The sequence below is a fragment of the Dokdonia sp. Asnod2-E02 genome, from assembly GCF_045063915.1.
Classification (GTDB): Bacteria; Bacteroidota; Bacteroidia; order Flavobacteriales; family Flavobacteriaceae; genus Dokdonia.
In genome coordinates, this window is sequence record NZ_JBEFNX010000005.1 from 2,161,093 (window position 1) to 2,178,275 (window position 17,183).

Sequence of the window (17,183 nt, forward strand, 5' to 3'; positions counted from 1 at the left end):
CACGTAAAAAGGATAATACAAGTGATTGTATTATCCTTTTTTTTATGCTTTAAATTCTGTCATTTGTGCTTTGAGTTCAAGCATAGACTGTTGTAGTTCTTTAAGTAAATTGTTGCTACTACCTTCATCTAGATTAAAAGTGAGCTTACTATTTACTTGCCATATTTCTTGTATATCACTTACAGCTACCTCATAAGGTGCATACTCCTCATTAATAGAGATGAGTAGTACTCTGGATGAATCTGGAAGCTTCTGTAATTTTTTAACTACAACAGCATCCTGCATTACAATGACATATACTTTATTATCACTAGCATACTCAAGACTTTCTACACCCTTTGCAAGTACCCAGTCTTCTGGTCTAAAGTTAGGCAACATACTATCACCTTCTACTTGAAAACCTCTGTAAGTAGCATTACGGTATTGAGGAATAGGGAAGTCAAAAGCAGGTAGGTTTTGATACCACTCTACATCTGCTATATTATTTGGGTAACCAGCTGCTGCTTTTTGATTAACCAGTACCATATTCTCTTTATCTTCCTTGTCTACGATGACAACTTTAGGACTTATATCTCCTTTATCTGGGTTAAGATATTTCTGGTTACTATACCCATATATCCATAAAGGGTTTATTTGGAATAAACGCAAGAGCTCAGTAATAACTTGCCCAGATAGTTTAGTTCGACCGCGTTCAATATCTGCAGTGCTGTTTTTTATGCCTAATTTTTCGGCAAACTCTGCTTGTGTGAAGTCGTGATCTTCTCGTATTTCTTTAAATCTGCGTATCTCAGAAGGTAAGTCGTTTGTTCCCATACGGTAAATGTATGAAAATTAGGAATAATTCCAAATTTTATTTATTTATCATAAAAACATCTAATTCAGCACTTTGAACGTATAATGAACATAACATTTTAAAAACAAAAGTTGTAAGTAGCTATTAATCGGTTATTTTGTGTTTTTTATCGGTTTAAGATTACAGTTAAAATCAATAATTGATGATTAAATGTGAAATTATGTTAAATTTGCACCTCACAACTATCTAAACAATTTTGTATTATGAAAAAATTATTATTAAATGTTGCTGCATTAGCACTTATCGTAGGAGCAGTTTCTTGTAGAGAAGTACAAGAAAAAGCAAATGAAGCTGGAAACGCTGTTGAAAATGCTGCAAACGATGCTGCAAACGCAACTGGTGATGCTGTAAACAGTGCTGGTGATGCTCTTGAGAGCGCTGGTAACTCTGTAAAAGATGCTGCAAATGACGCTGCAAACGCTGCTGGAGATGCTGTAGATGCAACAGGAAACGCTATCGAAAACGCTGCAGATGCAACAGTAGAAGGAGCAAAAGATGCTGCAAATGCAACTAAGGACGCTGCAAACAACGCTATTGATGCAACTAAAGATGCTGCAAACAATGCTGTAGACGCAACTAAAGACGCTGCAAACAATGCTGCAAATGCTACTAAAGATGCTGCAAATGGAGCTGTAGATAAAGTAAAGAAGGCAACAGGTCACTAAGAAGATCTTTAACCATCATATATTAAAAAACCAGCCTTGTGGCTGGTTTTTTTTTATGCTCTAAAATAAATAGAATCTATTCAGGTAAAACTGCGCCGCTTGCAGCTACATCTCTATTTATTTTTCTCATAAGTCCTTGTAACACTTTACCAGGACCTACTTCTATAAATTCTATACCTCCATCTGCAATCATTTGCTGTATGGTTTGTGTCCATCTTACTGGAGCGGTAAGTTGTGCTATTAAGTTTGCCTGTATTTGGCTAGCATCTGTAATAGCAGTTGCTGTTACATTTTGATATATAGGGCAAACAGGGTTTTTAAAACTTGTTGCCTCTATAGCTGCCGCTAGTTCTTCTCTAGCTGGCTCCATCATAGGTGAGTGAAAAGCTCCTCCTACAGGAAGCACAAGCGCTCTACGAGCACCTTTTTCTTTCATAGTCTCACAAGCTTTATTTATGGCCTCTATCTCTCCAGATATTACAAGCTGGCCTGGGCAATTATAATTTGCCGCTACCACAACTCCAGGCGTTTGCTCACACACTTCTTCTACCACGTCGTCTTCTAGGCCTAATACGGCTGCCATAGTAGATGGCTGTATCTCACAAGCTTTTTGCATAGCTTGGGCACGCTGGCTCACAAGCTTTAATCCATCTTCAAAACTTAATGCGCCACTTGCTACTAGGGCAGAAAATTCTCCCAGTGAGTGACCAGCAACCATTGCCGGTGCAAAATCTGTCATTACAGATTTAAGTGCTATAGAATGTATAAAGATAGCAGGCTGTGTTACTTTAGTTTCTTTAAGATCCTCTGCAGATCCTTCAAACATTACATCAGTAATATTAAAACCTAAAATATCATTTGCCTTTAAAAAAAGATCTTGAGCATCTGGGTATTTTTCAAAAATGTCTAATCCCATTCCTGAGAACTGAGCACCTTGACCCGGAAATATATATGCTTTCATAAGTTTATGTTCGTTAGTAGGTGCAAAAGTACAAAATGAGAGAGACTCAATGAGGAGATATACGCTTTCGCGAAAGCGTACTCAAAACTACGTATAAGTTCTTTGCTCTACTTTTTCTTCCAGCTTTGAAAAGTAAAGCCGCTTTTGTGTTTATCGTCTACATCGTGAAAGGTACTGTTTACAAGTTCCCACTCACTCTCTGGTATTTCTGGAAAAAAGGCATCTGCCGCATACTCGTTATGTACTCGGGTAAGTTCTATATGGGTGGCATATGGCATACCTAGTTTATAAATCTCGCCACCGCCTATAATAAATGTGTGAGCCTCTTGCTTACAATATGCCAGCGCATCTTCTAGGGAATGCACAACGGTAGCACCTGGTGCGTTGTATTGCTTATCTCTTGTAATGACTACGTGTGTTCTGTTAGGTAGCGGTTTTGGGAAAGACTCCCAGGTTTTACGCCCCATAATAATATGGTGACCTGTGGTGAGTTTTTTAAAATGACGAAAATCATCTGGAAGATGCCAGGGTATATCGCCATTTTTACCCAGTGCATTATTTTCGGCAGCAGCTGCTATCATTGTTATCATAGGGGAGTATTCTGGTTGTCTAGTGAGGTGTTTGGATCTGTTAAGATTGGACTTTTTTTTTCTGGTAAAGGGTGCGATACTTGCACACTCTCTTCTAGCTCTGCGATGCGTAGTTTTTGTTGGGCTACCAGTCTGTCTAGGTGTTTTTGTTCCCACTCCTTATTCATAAACTTACTCATTACAATGACGTTTATGAGATGTATGAGAAAGAAGAATGTCCATATAAGAATGGCCCATACAAACCAAGGTGTCTCAAAAGGTTTAAACTCTTTACCCACATTGAGCACTTGATTAATTACAATAAGAAGTATTGCTCCTGCTAGAAAAGCTACAAAGTGCCTGTAGAGGTTTTTCTTTTGCCTTACGCGAGCTTGAGCGTTTTCTATAAGTTCTTTTTGAACTGGGTCTATAGATGTTGTTGTTTTCTTTGAGAATAGTGCCATAAAATGCGACCTTTATATAATCATATAAAATTAGCCTTTTAGAACGTCATTTTAAAAATAGCTTATGAAAAATTTTGCCAAACTCTTCCCAATCCTAAGCCAGTATACCTATCTCAATACGCCATCTTCTGGTTTACTATCTGTGCCAGTAATGGAGTGGAGGCAAGAACACGATCTTGATTTTCTCGTACAAGGTAGCTTGCTTAAAGAAAATCAAGGTAAGATACTAGGAAGTGTGCGTGAGAAGGTAGGCAAGCTTTTTTCTTGCGAGGCAAATAGAGTAGCCCTTGTTCCTAATTTTTCATACGGTTTTAATACGCTACTTGAAGGGATTAAAAAACAAAAAAAGGTACTGTTGCTAGAAGGAGATTACCCATCTATAAACTGGCCTTTTGAAAGTAGAGATTTTGATATTACGTACACCCAGATTAGTTTTAATATTGAAGAGGTCGTTGCAGAAGCTTTTAAGAAAGATACGCCAGATATTTTTGCATTCTCACTTGTGCAATGGCTGGATGGGTTAAAAATAAACCAAGGGTTTCTTAAAGATTTAAAAGCGCTATATCCTAATACATTATTTCTTGCAGATGCTACACAGTACGTAGGTACAGAGGTGTTTGATTTTGATAACTCTGCACTAGATGCTATAGGTGCGAGCACCTATAAGTGGATGAATGCTGGGTACGGTAATGGCTTTTTCTTGTTTAAAGAAAGTATTGTAGACCGTGTTGCTCCTAGCACAACGGGTTTTAATTCTATACAAGGTAAGTATAAGCCTCAAGAAGGTAATTTTTTAGGCCGTTTTGAGCCGGGACACCAAGACACGCTCAATTATGGAAGCCTAGGTGTAGCAATAGATGTTATAAATCAACTTGGTATGAGTGTTATAGATAAGAGAATTAAGGATATAAATCTCAAGGCCAAAGAGATGTTTTTAGAAAATGGACTTCTTTCAAAAGCAATTGCAGAGCGCGAGAGTCACGGTACATTTTTTAATATAAAAGGAGACGACCAAACTATAATAAAACTAAAAAACCAAGATATACTTACGATGGTGCGAGGTGAAGGCGTGCGGGTAGGTTTTCATTACTTTAATACAGAAGATGATCTAGCACATTTACTAGAAGTTATTAAGTCATAATCCCTTTGTTTTGTGGTTTTTACTGTAAATTTTATGTGAGTGAGGTGTTAATTAATCGCCATATTATCAATTTATGATGTCTGCAAACGTTTTCGATTTACTAGATATCAATTTTAAGAGGTGCAATATTATTAAATCGTGAATAATGCACTCAATAGTCTGATTATCTGTTTTTTATAGTGTTCTAGTCCTATCTTTGTACTTTATCAAAAACAAAGAATTATGGCGCTTACTAAGAAATTTTTAAAAACAAAGCCTGTTTGTAAAGTAACCTTTGCGATTGCTGCTTCAGAGGCAGATACGGTTGCCGTAGCAGGTGATTTTAATAACTGGGATACCACAACACCTCTTAAAAAACTTAAGAACGGAACCTTTAAAGGAACTTTTGATATCCCTACAGAAAAGTCATACGAGTTTAAATATGTAGTAGATGGAGAGTGGGTAAATGAAGAAGCTGCAGATGGTTACCAATGGAATGATTATGCCGCTGCCGAAAACAGTGTCTTAGAATTATAATAGCAAGTTTTCTCCCAACTTATAGTGCAAAAAGCCATTTTCGGTTAGAAAATGGCTTTTTTTACGTTACAGAAATATAGAATTACTCTACTACCTCGACACCACGCCAGAAGGCAACCCTATTCTCTATACTTTTTGCTAGCTCACTTACTTCTGGATAGTACCAAGCGGCATCAGTATTTTCTTTACCATTTACCTCTATTGAGTAATATGATGCTTTCCCTTTCCACGGGCAGGTACTTTGTAAATCACTAGATTTAAAATATTCTTTCTTTATAGCCTCGTGCGGAAAATAGTGATTGTTTTCTATCACTATTGTATCATCACTTTCTGCTATTACTTCGTTGTTCCATATTGCTTTCATAATTCTTTTTTTTAATGTTGTTACGCTTTCGCGAAAGCGTACTCTTATTTCTTTTCAAATAAATAGTTCTTGTAATATCCCTTACTATCTGCAAAGTCGTTTATGATATTAAGCCCAGACTCATTTGCAAGCCACTCTACAATGCTGTCGTCATACTTCTGGCTTATCTCTGTATGTATGGTCTCCCAGGCATTAAAGTGTACATCAAGATCTAGAGCGTTAATACGTACATCTTGATCTTGCTTACTCACGAGATAGCTCTTTGCAGTGCCTGTTTCTGGGTCGTAAACCTCCCAGTGTTTAAACTGGTCTGGATTAAAAGTACCATCCATCTCATCATTAATGCGGTGCAGTAGGTTTTTATTAAAAGCAGCGGTAATACCTTCTGGGTCATTATAAGCATCAAGTATCACCTGCGGATTCTTTTTCTGGTCAAACCCCATAAAAAGTAAATCTCCCTCGCTCATTGCTTTTTTAATATTTGATAAAAAGTCTATAGCCTGTGGGTGTAAAAGGTTCCCTATGTTTGAGCCTAGTACTACAATTACTTTTTTACGAGAGTTGTAATTTGCTAGCCCTTCTAGCACGTCAAAGTAGGTGCCCTGTTGTGGTTTTATATCTACCTGTGGTAAATCGTTATTCATACTTTCTTCTAGCCCGTCTAGCGCATTCTGACTTATGTCTATAGGGAGATAAGTAAAAGTGTCTCCTCGAGTTACTAGGTGTTCTAGTAAAATCTTTGTTTTCTTCCCGTCACCAGCCCCTAGTTCTATAAGCTCAAAACCGCTTTTACTGCTAAAAGCTTGTGCAATGGCAGTTTTATGTGTTTCAAAAATTTCATACTCACAATCTGTGAGGTAGTAGCTAGGCATTGCCATAATATCTTGAAAGAGCTTGTCTCCCTTCTTATCATATATAAATTTTGAAGAAAGATATTTTGGAAATGCCGTAAGCCCTTCTTCAACTTCTTTATGAAATGCGGTTGATATAGTTGGTTTAGTTTGTGTCATATATGTAATGGTCGTGTAGTATGGTAATAACTTACTATTATTTTGCTAGGCGTAGTCCTGTAAATTGCCATCGCAATCCAGTTTGAAAAAAGTTACGATAGGAGTGTCTTGTATGTCTACTTGGTGTTGCCACAGAGCCACCTCTTAAGACCTTCTGGTTTACCATGAACTTACCATTATATTCTCCCAATGCTCCCTCTTCTTTTTTATAGCCAGGGTAGGGTAGGTAGGCACTCTCTGTCCACTCCCAGCGGTCTCCCCAGTCTAGATGTTTACTTGCTACTTCCCACTCAAATTCTGTAGGTAAGCGTAGACCTTTGTATTGTGCATAGGCAAATGCCTCGTAGTATGAGATATGAGCTAGAGAAGCACTCTCGTCTATTTCTTGTAAGCCTTTTTCTAGTGTGTAGTGATACCATTTATCTCCTACTTTATGCCAGTACATAGGGCATTCAATATTATTTTTTTGAACCCAGTCCCAGCCTTCGGCGTGCCAGAGCAATGTTTTATTATATCCTCCAGCTTCTATAAAAGCTATCCACTCACCGTTTGTTACAAGAGTATTAGATATTGCATAGTCGTGTAGATATACTTTATGACGACCCAGCTCATTATCATAGCAAAACTCTGTAGTGTTATGTCCTATTTCATACACACCTTCGGTTATATGAGTCCATTGAGATTGCGGGGTTTCTTTTACGCTTTCGCGAAAGCTAATATCTCCTCCATAAACAGGCATAAGTGGGTTGTTGCCTAGTATATATTTTATATCAGTAGCGAGTAGCTCTTGGTGTTGTTTCTCGTGATGTATGCCTATGGTAAGTAACTTAGTCACCTCTGCCGAAACGTCTCCCTCTAGAAGATCTTTAAGAGCCTCTGTCACATATTTTCTGTAAGCATATACTTGGTCTACAGTGGGTCTTGATAGATTACCTCTGTCTGTGCGCACAACGCGCTTACCTATACTCTCATAATAGCTATTAAAAACAAAAGCAAAGTCATCGCTAAAAAGTGTGTAACCTTCTTTATGATGTTTTAGAATAAACTCTTCAAAAAACCACGTAGTGTGACCTAGGTGCCACTTAGGTGGCGAGACATCTACTATGGGTTGTACGACATAGTCTTCTATCTCAAGTGGTTTACACAGGCGCTCTGTGTGCTGTCGAGTTTCAAGAAAAAACTCGAGTAAATTTTCTGTAACAATCATAGCAGTGACAATTATAAGTCACATAAAGTTACGGGTTTTTGAGTGCGTGTAAAATTTTATGACCTCATTTGGCAAAATGTTAATATTTAAGCCAAGTGATGCATCGGGTCTAATTCGGTAAGTAGGTCGTACTAATAGGTAATGGGTATTGTATATTCTGCAGCTACTTTTTTGCCACCTAGTTCTCCGGGTTTAATTTCTGGAATAGATAAAATGACTTTTTTGGCCAGTTCTTTTATTTCTGGTATTCCTCCCTTTATACTGCGTATTCTAATAGATCCATCTTTTTGAATATAAAAGTTTACTGTAACCTTCTTATATTCTAGTTTTTCCATAAGATCATATGGAATTTTAAAATTGGCCGCTATATGCTCACTTAAAGATTCATCAAAGCATCTTCTCAGTTTATGTATGTTCTTAAAATTACAGCCGGGCCAGATGGGAGGTCGCTCAAAGGCTTTTACACCAGCTTGTGAACCATAAAAATATTCTTTGCTGTCTGAGTAAGATTGTGCCTGTAAAGAGGTGGCACATACAAGTAGTACGAGTATAGTTATCAAACGATTCATAAATGTTGTTTTGATGATGAGTGTTAAATATATCTATTAAAGTACGAGAATATGGAAAACACCGATAACTATTTACTATTGAGAATGCTATAAATAAAGCGAGGAGCAAAATCTCTTTTGCTCCTCGCTTTATAATAGTATATGTTCTTACAGTCTTACAATGTAAATGCAAGTTTAAGATCGCTATCCTTTTTTGTTCCTCCCATATTGCCGGGAATTACTTGAGGCATCATCATAATCACTCTTTTTACTTCTTTTTGTACTCCTGGAGAGCCTCCTTTTACAGATCGTATCACAGGCTTACCTTCTTTATTTATAAACATATCAATTGCCACCTTCCCTTTTACATAGTCTGATGGAAATTTAAAATTCTTAACAATATGTCCTGCTAGTTTCTGGCGTAAACAATTGTTTTTTTGATTGATAGACCCAGTACATCCTGGCCACGTAGGTGGTACCTCTGCAACTTTAAGAGTGGTAGACTTTCTCATAGACACACCTTCTTGTGCACTCATAGTTGTAAATGCTGCAAAAAAAGCAAGGGCAAATAATAATTTTTTCATTGTTGTAAGTAGGTTAATTTGAGGTTATATCGCAACTGCTCCTTTTATATGAGGATGCGGATTGTAATTTTCTAAAGTAAAGTCATCAAAAGTGAAGCCAAAGATGTCTTTTACCTCAGGATTTATTTTTAAAGTAGGTAAAGTACGAATTTCTCTGGATAATTGAAGTTCAACTTGTTCCATATGATTACTGTAAATGTGGGCATCGCCAAAGGTGTGAATAAAATCTCCAGCCTCATAGCCACACACTTGCGCCATCATCATTGTAAATAGTGCGTAGCTAGCTATATTAAACGGAACTCCTAAAAAGATATCTGCACTGCGCTGGTATAGCTGGCAACTTAGCTTTCCATCTGCTACATAAAATTGAAAAAATGCGTGACAAGGAGGTAAAGCAGCTTTACCATTTGCAACATTTTCAGAAAAAGAGACAGAGGTATCTGGCATTACAGATGGGTTCCAGGCACTCACAAGCATCCTGCGGCTATTAGGATTTTTTTTAAGTGTCTCTACAATATCTTTTATCTGGTCTATCTCATCACCATTCCAGTTGCGCCACTGGTAACCATAAACGGGACCTAGGTCTCCATTCTCATCTGCCCACTCATTCCAGATGCGCACACCATTTTCTTGTAAATACTTCACGTTAGTATCACCTTGTAAAAACCATAAAAGCTCATAGATGATAGATTTAAGGTGTAGCTTTTTTGTAGTAACCATCGGGAAGCCTTCTGAGAGGTCAAAACGCATTTGATACCCAAATACACTTTTTGTTCCTGTACCGGTGCGATCGCCTTTAAAGTTGCCTTCGGCGAGTACGTGCTTCATTAAGTCGTGATACTGTTTCATACATCTAGTTTACTTAGTGATAATTGTAAGGTGCTTATGCTGGTAGTGATTACGCTTTCGCGAAAGCGTAAAAAGTCTCTTGCAAAGTTCAAGCAAAATAAAAACACCTGCCGTCTTCTACAACGAAAGGTGTTTCTAGTTATTATGAGTTATTAACCGAGGTTATTTGCCGCCTAGTGAGGCACGATCTTCTGAGCGTTCTAGCCTCCGCTGTATTTTTTTTATCGCAGACTCTATAGATTTTTCTGGTTCAATCACATTGTATGTTCCCCAGAATTCTGGATCACCAAAACCTAGATTTTGATCGGCCATAATGATATATTCATCTATCTCGCCATTGCCTTCCCAAGAGGTGTTTGATGTGGCGAGTTGCCAGTCTGTGACAGCCATCTCACAAGAGAGCGTGTATATAGACTTAAAAAGACGGCGTTTTCTCTTGACCTCAAAAGAGAGGTCTGCTTTACTATAACCATAAACCCACCTGCCATTCTTCTCGCGATAGTTTACCTCATAAGATATGTTGCGAGGTTTTATTTTTACGTCACTCGGTTTGCGGCGCACAAACATCTCGTTTACCTCATTTGTATTGTCTAGCTTGAGAGCATAAGTGGCTTTTACAAGAGCGAGACTGCTTGCGCCTATATATAAACTCCCTTCATATAGCGGTGTAAGCACTTCTCCACGTTGTTTAAAACGGACGACAAAAACATTCTCTCCATTAATTTCTGATACTTTGCCAAATCTAAAGGTATAAGCATCCATCGTTTCTGGGCTAAAGATATATTCTGGATACTTCATTACGTCTACATATAACGTGCTAAAAGGACCCCCTTGTAGCTTAAGAGCAATGGTGTCTAGTTTGGAGTAGTCTGTGTCTTTTCTAGATTTAACTAGTCTTATTTGGTCTTTTTTGCTGTTTGCATTAGGTTGCTTATAAATGTTTACAACGGCTTCTGCTAGAGATGCATTTTTGCTACGCTTTTTTATAGTCTCTCTGTAAAAAGCAGTCATTACGGTTTTATCACCTAGGTAGTTGTCTTTACGTTTATTGAGTACTTTTTTTACAAGGGCTTTTGCATCTGTATAAGCGACTAGGTTTGCAGGATCAAGACTTATGATGCTGTAGTCTAGTTTAATTTTGAGTAGCTTTTTGAGATTTTCTGGTAATAGAATAATCTTTTCATTAAAGCCTAGAGCGGTAATTTTAAGTTGCTTCTTTGTATCTGTCGCTGGTATTTTTAAGGCAAACTCACCTTCATTATTTGATACAGTACTTAGGTTAGTGCCCATAAGAGTAACGGTAGCCTTAGCGATGTCATCTTTAGAATCAGACTCGGCTATTGTTCCTTTTACTTCAACATAATTTGCTATGTTTTGAGCATAAGTACTTGGGATAAATGCTAGTATTATGCATAAGGCAAGTAGCCATCTGAGCTGGCTAGTAAGCAGTTTTTTGTGCGTTTTCATAAGCGGTTTTTTTAGTATGCAATCTATTCTACCACATTAAGATACGACAAAAATTAATGTAGGTAGTACACTTTTGTCGGGTGTTGTAAAGATTGCTTTCGTGAAAGTGTGTTAACTACTACAAGAAATACAAGTCATTGAGGTGTTTATTGGTAAAACACTTAAATTATCAGAACAGTAAAAGTATAGGGATTAATAATATATATATTAAATCACCTGATTACTAGTGAAATATAATTTTTATTATGTTATTTTGATTTCCTTCATAAAATGAATTCTAAATTAATTGATTCTTAATATTGAGAAATGAATTTACAAAGAGAAAGAGTATTTGCAATTATAAATAAGTCAGAAGCTGAACTTAAATCTCTGAAAATTGGGGTCTTAGTGAGATCTACACTGCCAACAATTATTAGTGATGGTTTAATTACACAAACTGAAATGCAAAAGCTTGAAGAAGAAACATATAGTAAGATTACTTTGAATGTTAATTATGCAGTTTTAAAGAAGATTGACAATAGATTTTCTGTTCAAGAGAACAGAATGGTTAAAAACTATACAAGGTATTATTCTGGCGTTTTCAAAAATGGAGACGATGAATATCTCATAGCAAGTGAGTGGTATAAGGGAAGTCTTGAAAACTACATAAAATGGTTAAAAAGAAAGGTTAAACGTAATAACGTCTAGTTCTTATTTAACCAGGTTAGTTATAAAAAAACTAGCTTCAGTCGACAATATTGACTATCCTATAATCATACCAGCAATGGTTGCAGATATAAGTGAAGCTATAGAACCTCCTATAAGTGCTTTAAGACCAAAACGTGATAATTGCGTGCGCTGCCCTGGAGCTAGAGAACCTATACCACCTATCTGAATACCGATAGAGGCAAAGTTTGCAAATCCACAAAGCATATATGTTGCCATTATGATAGACTTCTCGTAGTTGAGGTGTACAACGTTTGTGGTGTCTTTAAGCTCTGCAAGCTGTATGTAACCTACAAACTCGCTTGCTGCTAGTTTTATACCTAGTAGTTGTCCCATCATCGTTGTGTCCTCACTAGCCACACCTATAAGCCACATAAGTGGGGCAAAGATGGTACCTAAGATGGCTTCTAGAGATAGTTGCGGGTATGCAGAGTGTGTAGCTATCCAGCCGTTAAGTGTCGTGATTTCACCTATCCAGCCTAGTAGACCGTTTGCCATAGCTATGAATGCTACAAAAACCAGAAGCATTGCCCCTACATTTACAGCAAGTCTTAATCCTTCTGTTGTTCCGTTTGCAATAGCATCAAGTACGTTTGCTCCTATTTTATCGTTTGAGACAGATACGTCTGTGTTTACTTCTTCTGTCTGAGGGTATAATATTTTTGAAATTACAATAGCTCCTGGTGCTGCCATTACTGAGGCTGCGAGTAGGTGCTTTGCAAAAATAAGTCTAAGCGCTTCGTCTTCACCACCTAAGAAACCTATGTATGCCGCAAGTACCGCTCCAGCAACTGTAGCCATACCACCTATCATTACAAGTAAGATTTCTGACTTGTTCATTTTTTCTAAGTATGCCTTTATGAGAAGCGGTGCTTCCGTCTGGCCTAAAAAGATGTTACCAGCTACACTTAAACTCTCTGCTCCAGAGATACCTAACAGTTTTGATAGTAACCACCCAAAGGCTTTTACAACCTTCTGTATTACTCCAAAGTAGTACATCACAGAGGTAAGCGCAGAAAAGAAGATGATGGTAGGTAATACTTGAAAAGCAAATATGTACCCAAAAGTTGAGGTGTCACTCACGAGACCTTGAAATAAGAAATCACTTCCAGCAAGGGTAAACTCTAGTATGCTTACAAAGATGCTCCCTATAAAATCAAAAATACTTTCTACAAAAGGAACTTTAAGTACACAAACAGCTATAATAAGCTGGAACGCAAGTCCTATGCCTACTGTTTTCCAATTAATTGCTTTGCGATTGCTGCTAAATAAAACAGCAATTACAATAAGAGTAACCATACCTAGTACACCACGGCCAAAACTCTCAAAAGTAAAACCTTGAGAAGGGATAACATCTGCCATAGCCTGTGATTGCTCCTGCGCAAATGTTGTAAGTGAACTCATTAATACTAATAGGGTGAGTAGTAGCTTGCGCATATAAGATTGTTTAGTTGCGTTTTGAGATTTCATCTCGCACTTGTGCAGCAGTCTCATAGTCTTCACTATTTACGGCTTGCTCTAATTTGTTGTGTAGTTCTTGAAGTGACATTTTTTTATAATCATCACCGCTTGATGTAGGCTCTTCTTCCAGAATGATTTCATCCATTAGGACTTCATCCTCTTCTGTAAACTCCTCTGGGTTTGTGTTTCCTTTGAGAAAGATACCTGCTTTATCAAGTATATTTTTATAAGTAAATATAGGTGCTTGAAAACGTAGGGCTAGTGATATAGCATCACTTGTACGTGCATCTATAATTTCTTCTATTTTGTCTCTCTCACAAATTATACTAGAGTAAAAAACACCATCTACAAGTTTGTGTATTATTACTTGTTTAATGACGATATCAAAACGATCTGCAAAGTTTTTAAATAAGTCGTGTGTGAGAGGTCTGGGTGGTTTTATTTCCTTTTCTAATGCAATCGCAATAGACTGTGCCTCAAAAGCTCCTATTACAATAGGTAACTTACGTTCTCCGTCCTGTTCAGTAAGAATAAGGGCATACGCGCCATTTTGAGTCTGGCTGTAGGAGATTCCTTTAATGTTTAAACGCACTAAGCTCATAAGTTGCAAAAATAGGAAAAAGGGTTTATAAGTTAAGAAGTTTATACGATTTGCCGTATTGTTATCTTAATTATAATGTAATGTGCAGTCTTTTAGATAGATAAGGGTAAATAAAAATGAGCTTAAATATAATTTAAGCTCATTTTATATAACTAATAGTTTATTTCTAGCTGTTAGAAGCTTTAAAGGCTTTAAGTTTCTCATTGAGTTGAGGTACAATTTCAAAAGCATCACCTACGATACCATAATCTGCTGCTTTAAAGAAAGGAGCTTCTGGATCTGTGTTGATTACTACTTTTACTTTTGAAGAGTTAATACCCGCAAGGTGCTGTATAGCTCCAGAGATACCTATCGCGATGTATAGGTTAGAAGCAACAGGCTTACCAGTTTGCCCTACGTGTTCACCGTGAGGTCTCCACCCTAGGTCAGATACTGGCTTAGAACAAGCAGTTGCTGCTCCAAGTATGTCTGCCATTTCTTCTATCATCCCCCAGTTTTCTGGTCCTTTCATACCACGACCTGCAGAGACTACAATCTCAGCATCTGCGATAGAAACTTTATCTGTAGCTTTATCTACAGAGGCAACCTCTACACCAAATGTTCCTAGATCTGCACTAAAATCTTCTGTTGCAGCAGGGGCGCTGTTTTCTTTAAGACCATATGCGTTCTTACCAAGACCTACAATTTTTACATCTGTAGAGATCTCTGTAATGTTAAATGCTTTGTTAGTAAAAGCAGTACGCTTTACTTTAAATGGTGCTGCGCTTTCTGGAAGAGCAACCACGTTTGATGCATATCCTGCCTCAAGCTCTACGGCTAGTAAAGGTGCAAGATACTTTGCGTTTGCGCTCTGGCTTAATACAACTACTGTTGCACCTTCTGCCTTTGCAGCAGCAGCAATACCCTTTGCATAAGCAGCTGCATTAAATGCGTCTAGCTTACTGTCTTTAAGGTTTAAAACTTTATCTACACCATAAGTTCCTAGTGGTGTTGTGTCACCTCCATTTACTGCAATAGCAGTAACAGAAGTTCCCATCATATCTGCAACACCTTTTGCATAAGATGCTACCTCAAGTGAAGCTTTTTTGAATGCTCCGTTTTCTGATTCTGTATATACTAAAACTGACATATTATCGTACTTTTTAGATAGCTTTCGCTTCGTTATGTAATAAATCGATGAGCTCGTCTACAGTGTCTACAAGCTTTACGGCCCCTTTTGGTGCTGGCTTTTCAAAAGCAACAGCAGTAGTTTCGGTTGCTGCTCCAGCAGGTTCAACAACGCTTAATGGTTTTTTACGAGCCATCATAATACCTCTCATATTAGGTATACGTAGGTCACTCTCTTCTACAAGACCTTTTTGACCTCCTATAACAAGTGGTAATGCTGTTGTTACAGTTTCTTTACCACCATCTATCTCACGCGTAGCTGTAGCACTTGTGCCATCTACTTCTAGTGATATACACGTGTTTACAAAGTTTGCTCCAGTAAGACCTGCAAGCATACCTGGTACCATACCACCATTATAATCTATAGACTCACGTCCTGCGATTACAAGGTCATAACCTCCGTCTTGTACTACTTTTGCAAGTTCTTTGGCAACTTGAAAACCATCTTTTGCCTCTGTGTTAACACGTATAGCTGTATCTGCACCTATTGCAAGTGCTTTACGAAGTGTAGGTTCTGTTTCTGGTCCTCCTACGTTTACCACGTCTACAGAGGCACCTTGTTTTTCTTTAAACCACATTGCTCTGGTTAATCCAAACTCATCATTTGGGTTGATCACAAACTGAACACCATTAGTATCAAACTTGGTGTCTCCTTCAGTAAAGTTAATTTTTGAAGTCGTATCAGGTACGTGACTGATGCACACTAATATTTTCATAGAATTTGTTTTTTATAAAGATAAAGGTACGCTTTCGCGAAAGCGTAAACTCGTACTATTTCGTTATCGTTACAAAAATAAGGTAAAAAACTATATTTTACTATGCGTGCATAGTAAAATTTTGCAAAATTCTCATTTTTTGAGGTTTCTGAATTGCTTATTTTTGTGATTACGTAAAAAACGATTATTAATTAGGTGATTAAGGCGATGCTTTAAAGAGCCTTTGCAAATTAACCCACTAGTGGGTAACTTATATGAGAACAATCCAGTTTAGAGAAGCCGTTTGTGAGGCTATGAGTGAAGAAATGCGTCGTGACGCATCTGTTTATTTAATGGGAGAAGAAGTAGCCGAATATAATGGTGCTTACAAAGCTTCAAAAGGAATGCTAGACGAGTTTGGTGCAGATAGAGTTATAGATACTCCTATTGCAGAGCTTGGTTTTGGAGGTATAGGTGTAGGTAGTACTATGACGGGTTGTCGTCCTATTGTGGAGTATATGACCTTTAACTTCTCACTGGTAGGTATTGATCAAATTATAAATAATGCCGCAAAAATAAGACAGATGTCAGGTGGGCAATTTTCTTGTCCTATCGTTTTTAGAGGACCTACAGCATCTGCAGGTCAACTAGGAGCAACGCACTCGCAAGCTTTTGAAAACTGGTTTGCAAACACACCTGGTCTAAAAGTAATTGTACCATCTAACCCTTATGATGCAAAGGGACTACTTAAAGCAGCGATACGTGATAACGACCCTGTAATCTTTATGGAGTCTGAGCAAATGTATGGTGATAAAGGTGAGGTGCCAGATGGAGAGTATGTATTACCTATAGGTGTTGCAGATATTAAGAGAGAGGGAACAGATGTAACTATCGTTTCTTTTGGAAAAATTATAAAAGAGGCTTACAAAGCAGCAGATCAACTGGCAGAAGATGGTATTTCTTGCGAGATTATCGATTTACGTACGGTACGCCCGCTAGATAAGCAAGCTATCTTTGACTCAGTAAAGAAAACTAATAGACTTGTGATACTTGAAGAGGCTTGGCCTTTTGGAAACGTATCTACAGAGATAAGTCACCAGGTACAGGAGCACTGTTTTGATTACCTAGATGCACCTATACAAAGAATAAACACGGCAGATACACCTGCCCCTTACTCACCAGTACTACTTAAAGAGTGGTTGCCTAACAGCGATGATGTTGTAAAGGCTGTCAAAAAGGTGATGTACAGATAAGCTTTCGCGAAAGCTTACTATATTTGACCCCTTTCTACCTAAGAGAGGGGTTTTTTAATTAATGTGTATAAAATAACATTTCATACAGAATAATACATATTCT

Annotated in this window: 20 protein-coding genes; 5 read left to right on the plus strand and 15 right to left on the minus strand. The window is 37.7% G+C overall.

Annotation, left to right across the window (positions count from 1 at the left end):
• Window positions 1–42: 42 nt before the first annotated feature.
• Window positions 43–813: a LexA family transcriptional regulator gene (locus tag ACJJVM_RS09730; protein WP_298353877.1), complete on the minus strand. Its 771-nt coding sequence runs from the start codon at window positions 811–813 to the stop codon at window positions 43–45.
• Window positions 814–1,056: 243 nt separating this feature from the next.
• Between ACJJVM_RS09730 and ACJJVM_RS09735 the strand changes: the two genes are divergently transcribed.
• Window positions 1,057–1,518 carry a hypothetical protein gene (locus tag ACJJVM_RS09735; protein ID WP_298353874.1) on the plus strand — a complete coding sequence of 154 codons (462 nt, stop codon included), beginning with the start codon at window positions 1,057–1,059 and terminating at the stop codon, window positions 1,516–1,518.
• A 76-nt stretch (window positions 1,519–1,594) separates the two neighbouring features.
• Here the strand turns inward: ACJJVM_RS09735 and fabD are convergent, their stop codons facing one another.
• The 3 genes from fabD to ACJJVM_RS09750 form a co-directional block, all read right to left on the minus strand.
• Window positions 1,595–2,479 (minus strand): ACP S-malonyltransferase, encoded by an 885-nt coding sequence (fabD, locus tag ACJJVM_RS09740; RefSeq protein WP_405211549.1) that lies wholly within the window; start codon window positions 2,477–2,479, stop codon window positions 1,595–1,597.
• A gap of 107 nt (window positions 2,480–2,586) precedes the next feature.
• Window positions 2,587–3,069: a dihydrofolate reductase gene (locus ACJJVM_RS09745; RefSeq protein WP_405211550.1), complete on the minus strand. Its 483-nt coding sequence runs from the start codon at window positions 3,067–3,069 to the stop codon at window positions 2,587–2,589.
• Entirely contained in the window at window positions 3,066–3,512 is a 447-nt protein-coding gene (locus ACJJVM_RS09750) for a 2TM domain-containing protein (RefSeq protein ID WP_405211551.1), read from the minus strand. The genes ACJJVM_RS09745 and ACJJVM_RS09750 overlap by 4 nt, the downstream gene beginning before the upstream one ends.
• Before the next feature lie 64 nt (window positions 3,513–3,576).
• Between ACJJVM_RS09750 and ACJJVM_RS09755 the strand changes: the two genes are divergently transcribed.
• Window positions 3,577–4,653 (plus strand): aminotransferase class V-fold PLP-dependent enzyme, encoded by a 1,077-nt coding sequence (locus ACJJVM_RS09755; protein WP_405211552.1) that lies wholly within the window; start codon window positions 3,577–3,579, stop codon window positions 4,651–4,653.
• A 222-nt stretch (window positions 4,654–4,875) separates the two neighbouring features.
• Entirely contained in the window at window positions 4,876–5,169 is a 294-nt protein-coding gene (locus ACJJVM_RS09760) for an isoamylase early set domain-containing protein (protein ID WP_035325716.1), read from the plus strand.
• Between the two features lie 82 nt (window positions 5,170–5,251).
• Here the strand turns inward: ACJJVM_RS09760 and ACJJVM_RS09765 are convergent, their stop codons facing one another.
• The 7 genes from ACJJVM_RS09765 to ACJJVM_RS09795 form a co-directional block, all read right to left on the minus strand.
• A complete protein-coding gene (locus ACJJVM_RS09765; RefSeq protein ID WP_405211553.1) occupies window positions 5,252–5,533 on the minus strand; it encodes a DUF427 domain-containing protein in 282 nt (93 codons plus the stop codon).
• Window positions 5,534–5,577: 44 nt separating this feature from the next.
• Complete coding sequence (locus ACJJVM_RS09770) at window positions 5,578–6,543, minus strand: L-histidine N(alpha)-methyltransferase (RefSeq protein WP_405211554.1); 966 nt, start codon at window positions 6,541–6,543, stop codon at window positions 5,578–5,580.
• A gap of 37 nt (window positions 6,544–6,580) precedes the next feature.
• Window positions 6,581–7,750, minus strand: coding sequence for an ergothioneine biosynthesis protein EgtB (gene egtB, locus ACJJVM_RS09775; protein WP_405211555.1), 1,170 nt, complete (start codon window positions 7,748–7,750; stop codon window positions 6,581–6,583).
• Window positions 7,751–7,881: 131 nt separating this feature from the next.
• Window positions 7,882–8,319, minus strand: coding sequence for a hypothetical protein (locus tag ACJJVM_RS09780; protein WP_405211556.1), 438 nt, complete (start codon window positions 8,317–8,319; stop codon window positions 7,882–7,884).
• Window positions 8,320–8,474: 155 nt separating this feature from the next.
• Window positions 8,475–8,882, minus strand: a complete 408-nt coding sequence (locus ACJJVM_RS09785) for an energy transducer TonB (protein ID WP_298353847.1) — start codon at window positions 8,880–8,882, stop codon at window positions 8,475–8,477.
• A gap of 24 nt (window positions 8,883–8,906) precedes the next feature.
• Window positions 8,907–9,731 (minus strand): thymidylate synthase, encoded by an 825-nt coding sequence (locus ACJJVM_RS09790; protein ID WP_298353844.1) that lies wholly within the window; start codon window positions 9,729–9,731, stop codon window positions 8,907–8,909.
• A gap of 162 nt (window positions 9,732–9,893) precedes the next feature.
• Window positions 9,894–11,198, minus strand: a complete 1,305-nt coding sequence (locus tag ACJJVM_RS09795; RefSeq protein ID WP_299150376.1) for a carboxypeptidase-like regulatory domain-containing protein — start codon at window positions 11,196–11,198, stop codon at window positions 9,894–9,896.
• Between the two features lie 306 nt (window positions 11,199–11,504).
• On the opposite strand from ACJJVM_RS09795, the gene ACJJVM_RS09800 reads away from it, so the two are divergent.
• Window positions 11,505–11,885 carry a hypothetical protein gene (locus ACJJVM_RS09800; protein ID WP_405211557.1) on the plus strand — a complete coding sequence of 127 codons (381 nt, stop codon included), beginning with the start codon at window positions 11,505–11,507 and terminating at the stop codon, window positions 11,883–11,885.
• 54 nt (window positions 11,886–11,939) lie between these two features.
• On the opposite strand, the gene ACJJVM_RS09805 is transcribed toward ACJJVM_RS09800, so the two are convergent.
• The 4 genes from ACJJVM_RS09805 to ACJJVM_RS09820 form a co-directional block, all read right to left on the minus strand.
• Window positions 11,940–13,307 (minus strand): NupC/NupG family nucleoside CNT transporter, encoded by a 1,368-nt coding sequence (locus tag ACJJVM_RS09805; RefSeq protein ID WP_405212196.1) that lies wholly within the window; start codon window positions 13,305–13,307, stop codon window positions 11,940–11,942.
• A gap of 43 nt (window positions 13,308–13,350) precedes the next feature.
• Complete coding sequence (locus tag ACJJVM_RS09810; RefSeq protein WP_021778034.1) at window positions 13,351–13,965, minus strand: bifunctional nuclease family protein; 615 nt, start codon at window positions 13,963–13,965, stop codon at window positions 13,351–13,353.
• 166 nt (window positions 13,966–14,131) lie between these two features.
• Complete coding sequence (locus tag ACJJVM_RS09815; RefSeq protein WP_405211558.1) at window positions 14,132–15,094, minus strand: electron transfer flavoprotein subunit alpha/FixB family protein; 963 nt, start codon at window positions 15,092–15,094, stop codon at window positions 14,132–14,134.
• Between the two features lie 13 nt (window positions 15,095–15,107).
• Entirely contained in the window at window positions 15,108–15,848 is a 741-nt protein-coding gene (locus ACJJVM_RS09820; protein ID WP_405211559.1) for an electron transfer flavoprotein subunit beta/FixA family protein, read from the minus strand.
• A 254-nt stretch (window positions 15,849–16,102) separates the two neighbouring features.
• Between ACJJVM_RS09820 and ACJJVM_RS09825 the strand changes: the two genes are divergently transcribed.
• Complete coding sequence (locus tag ACJJVM_RS09825; protein WP_021778037.1) at window positions 16,103–17,080, plus strand: pyruvate dehydrogenase complex E1 component subunit beta; 978 nt, start codon at window positions 16,103–16,105, stop codon at window positions 17,078–17,080.
• Window positions 17,081–17,183 lie beyond the last annotated feature (103 nt).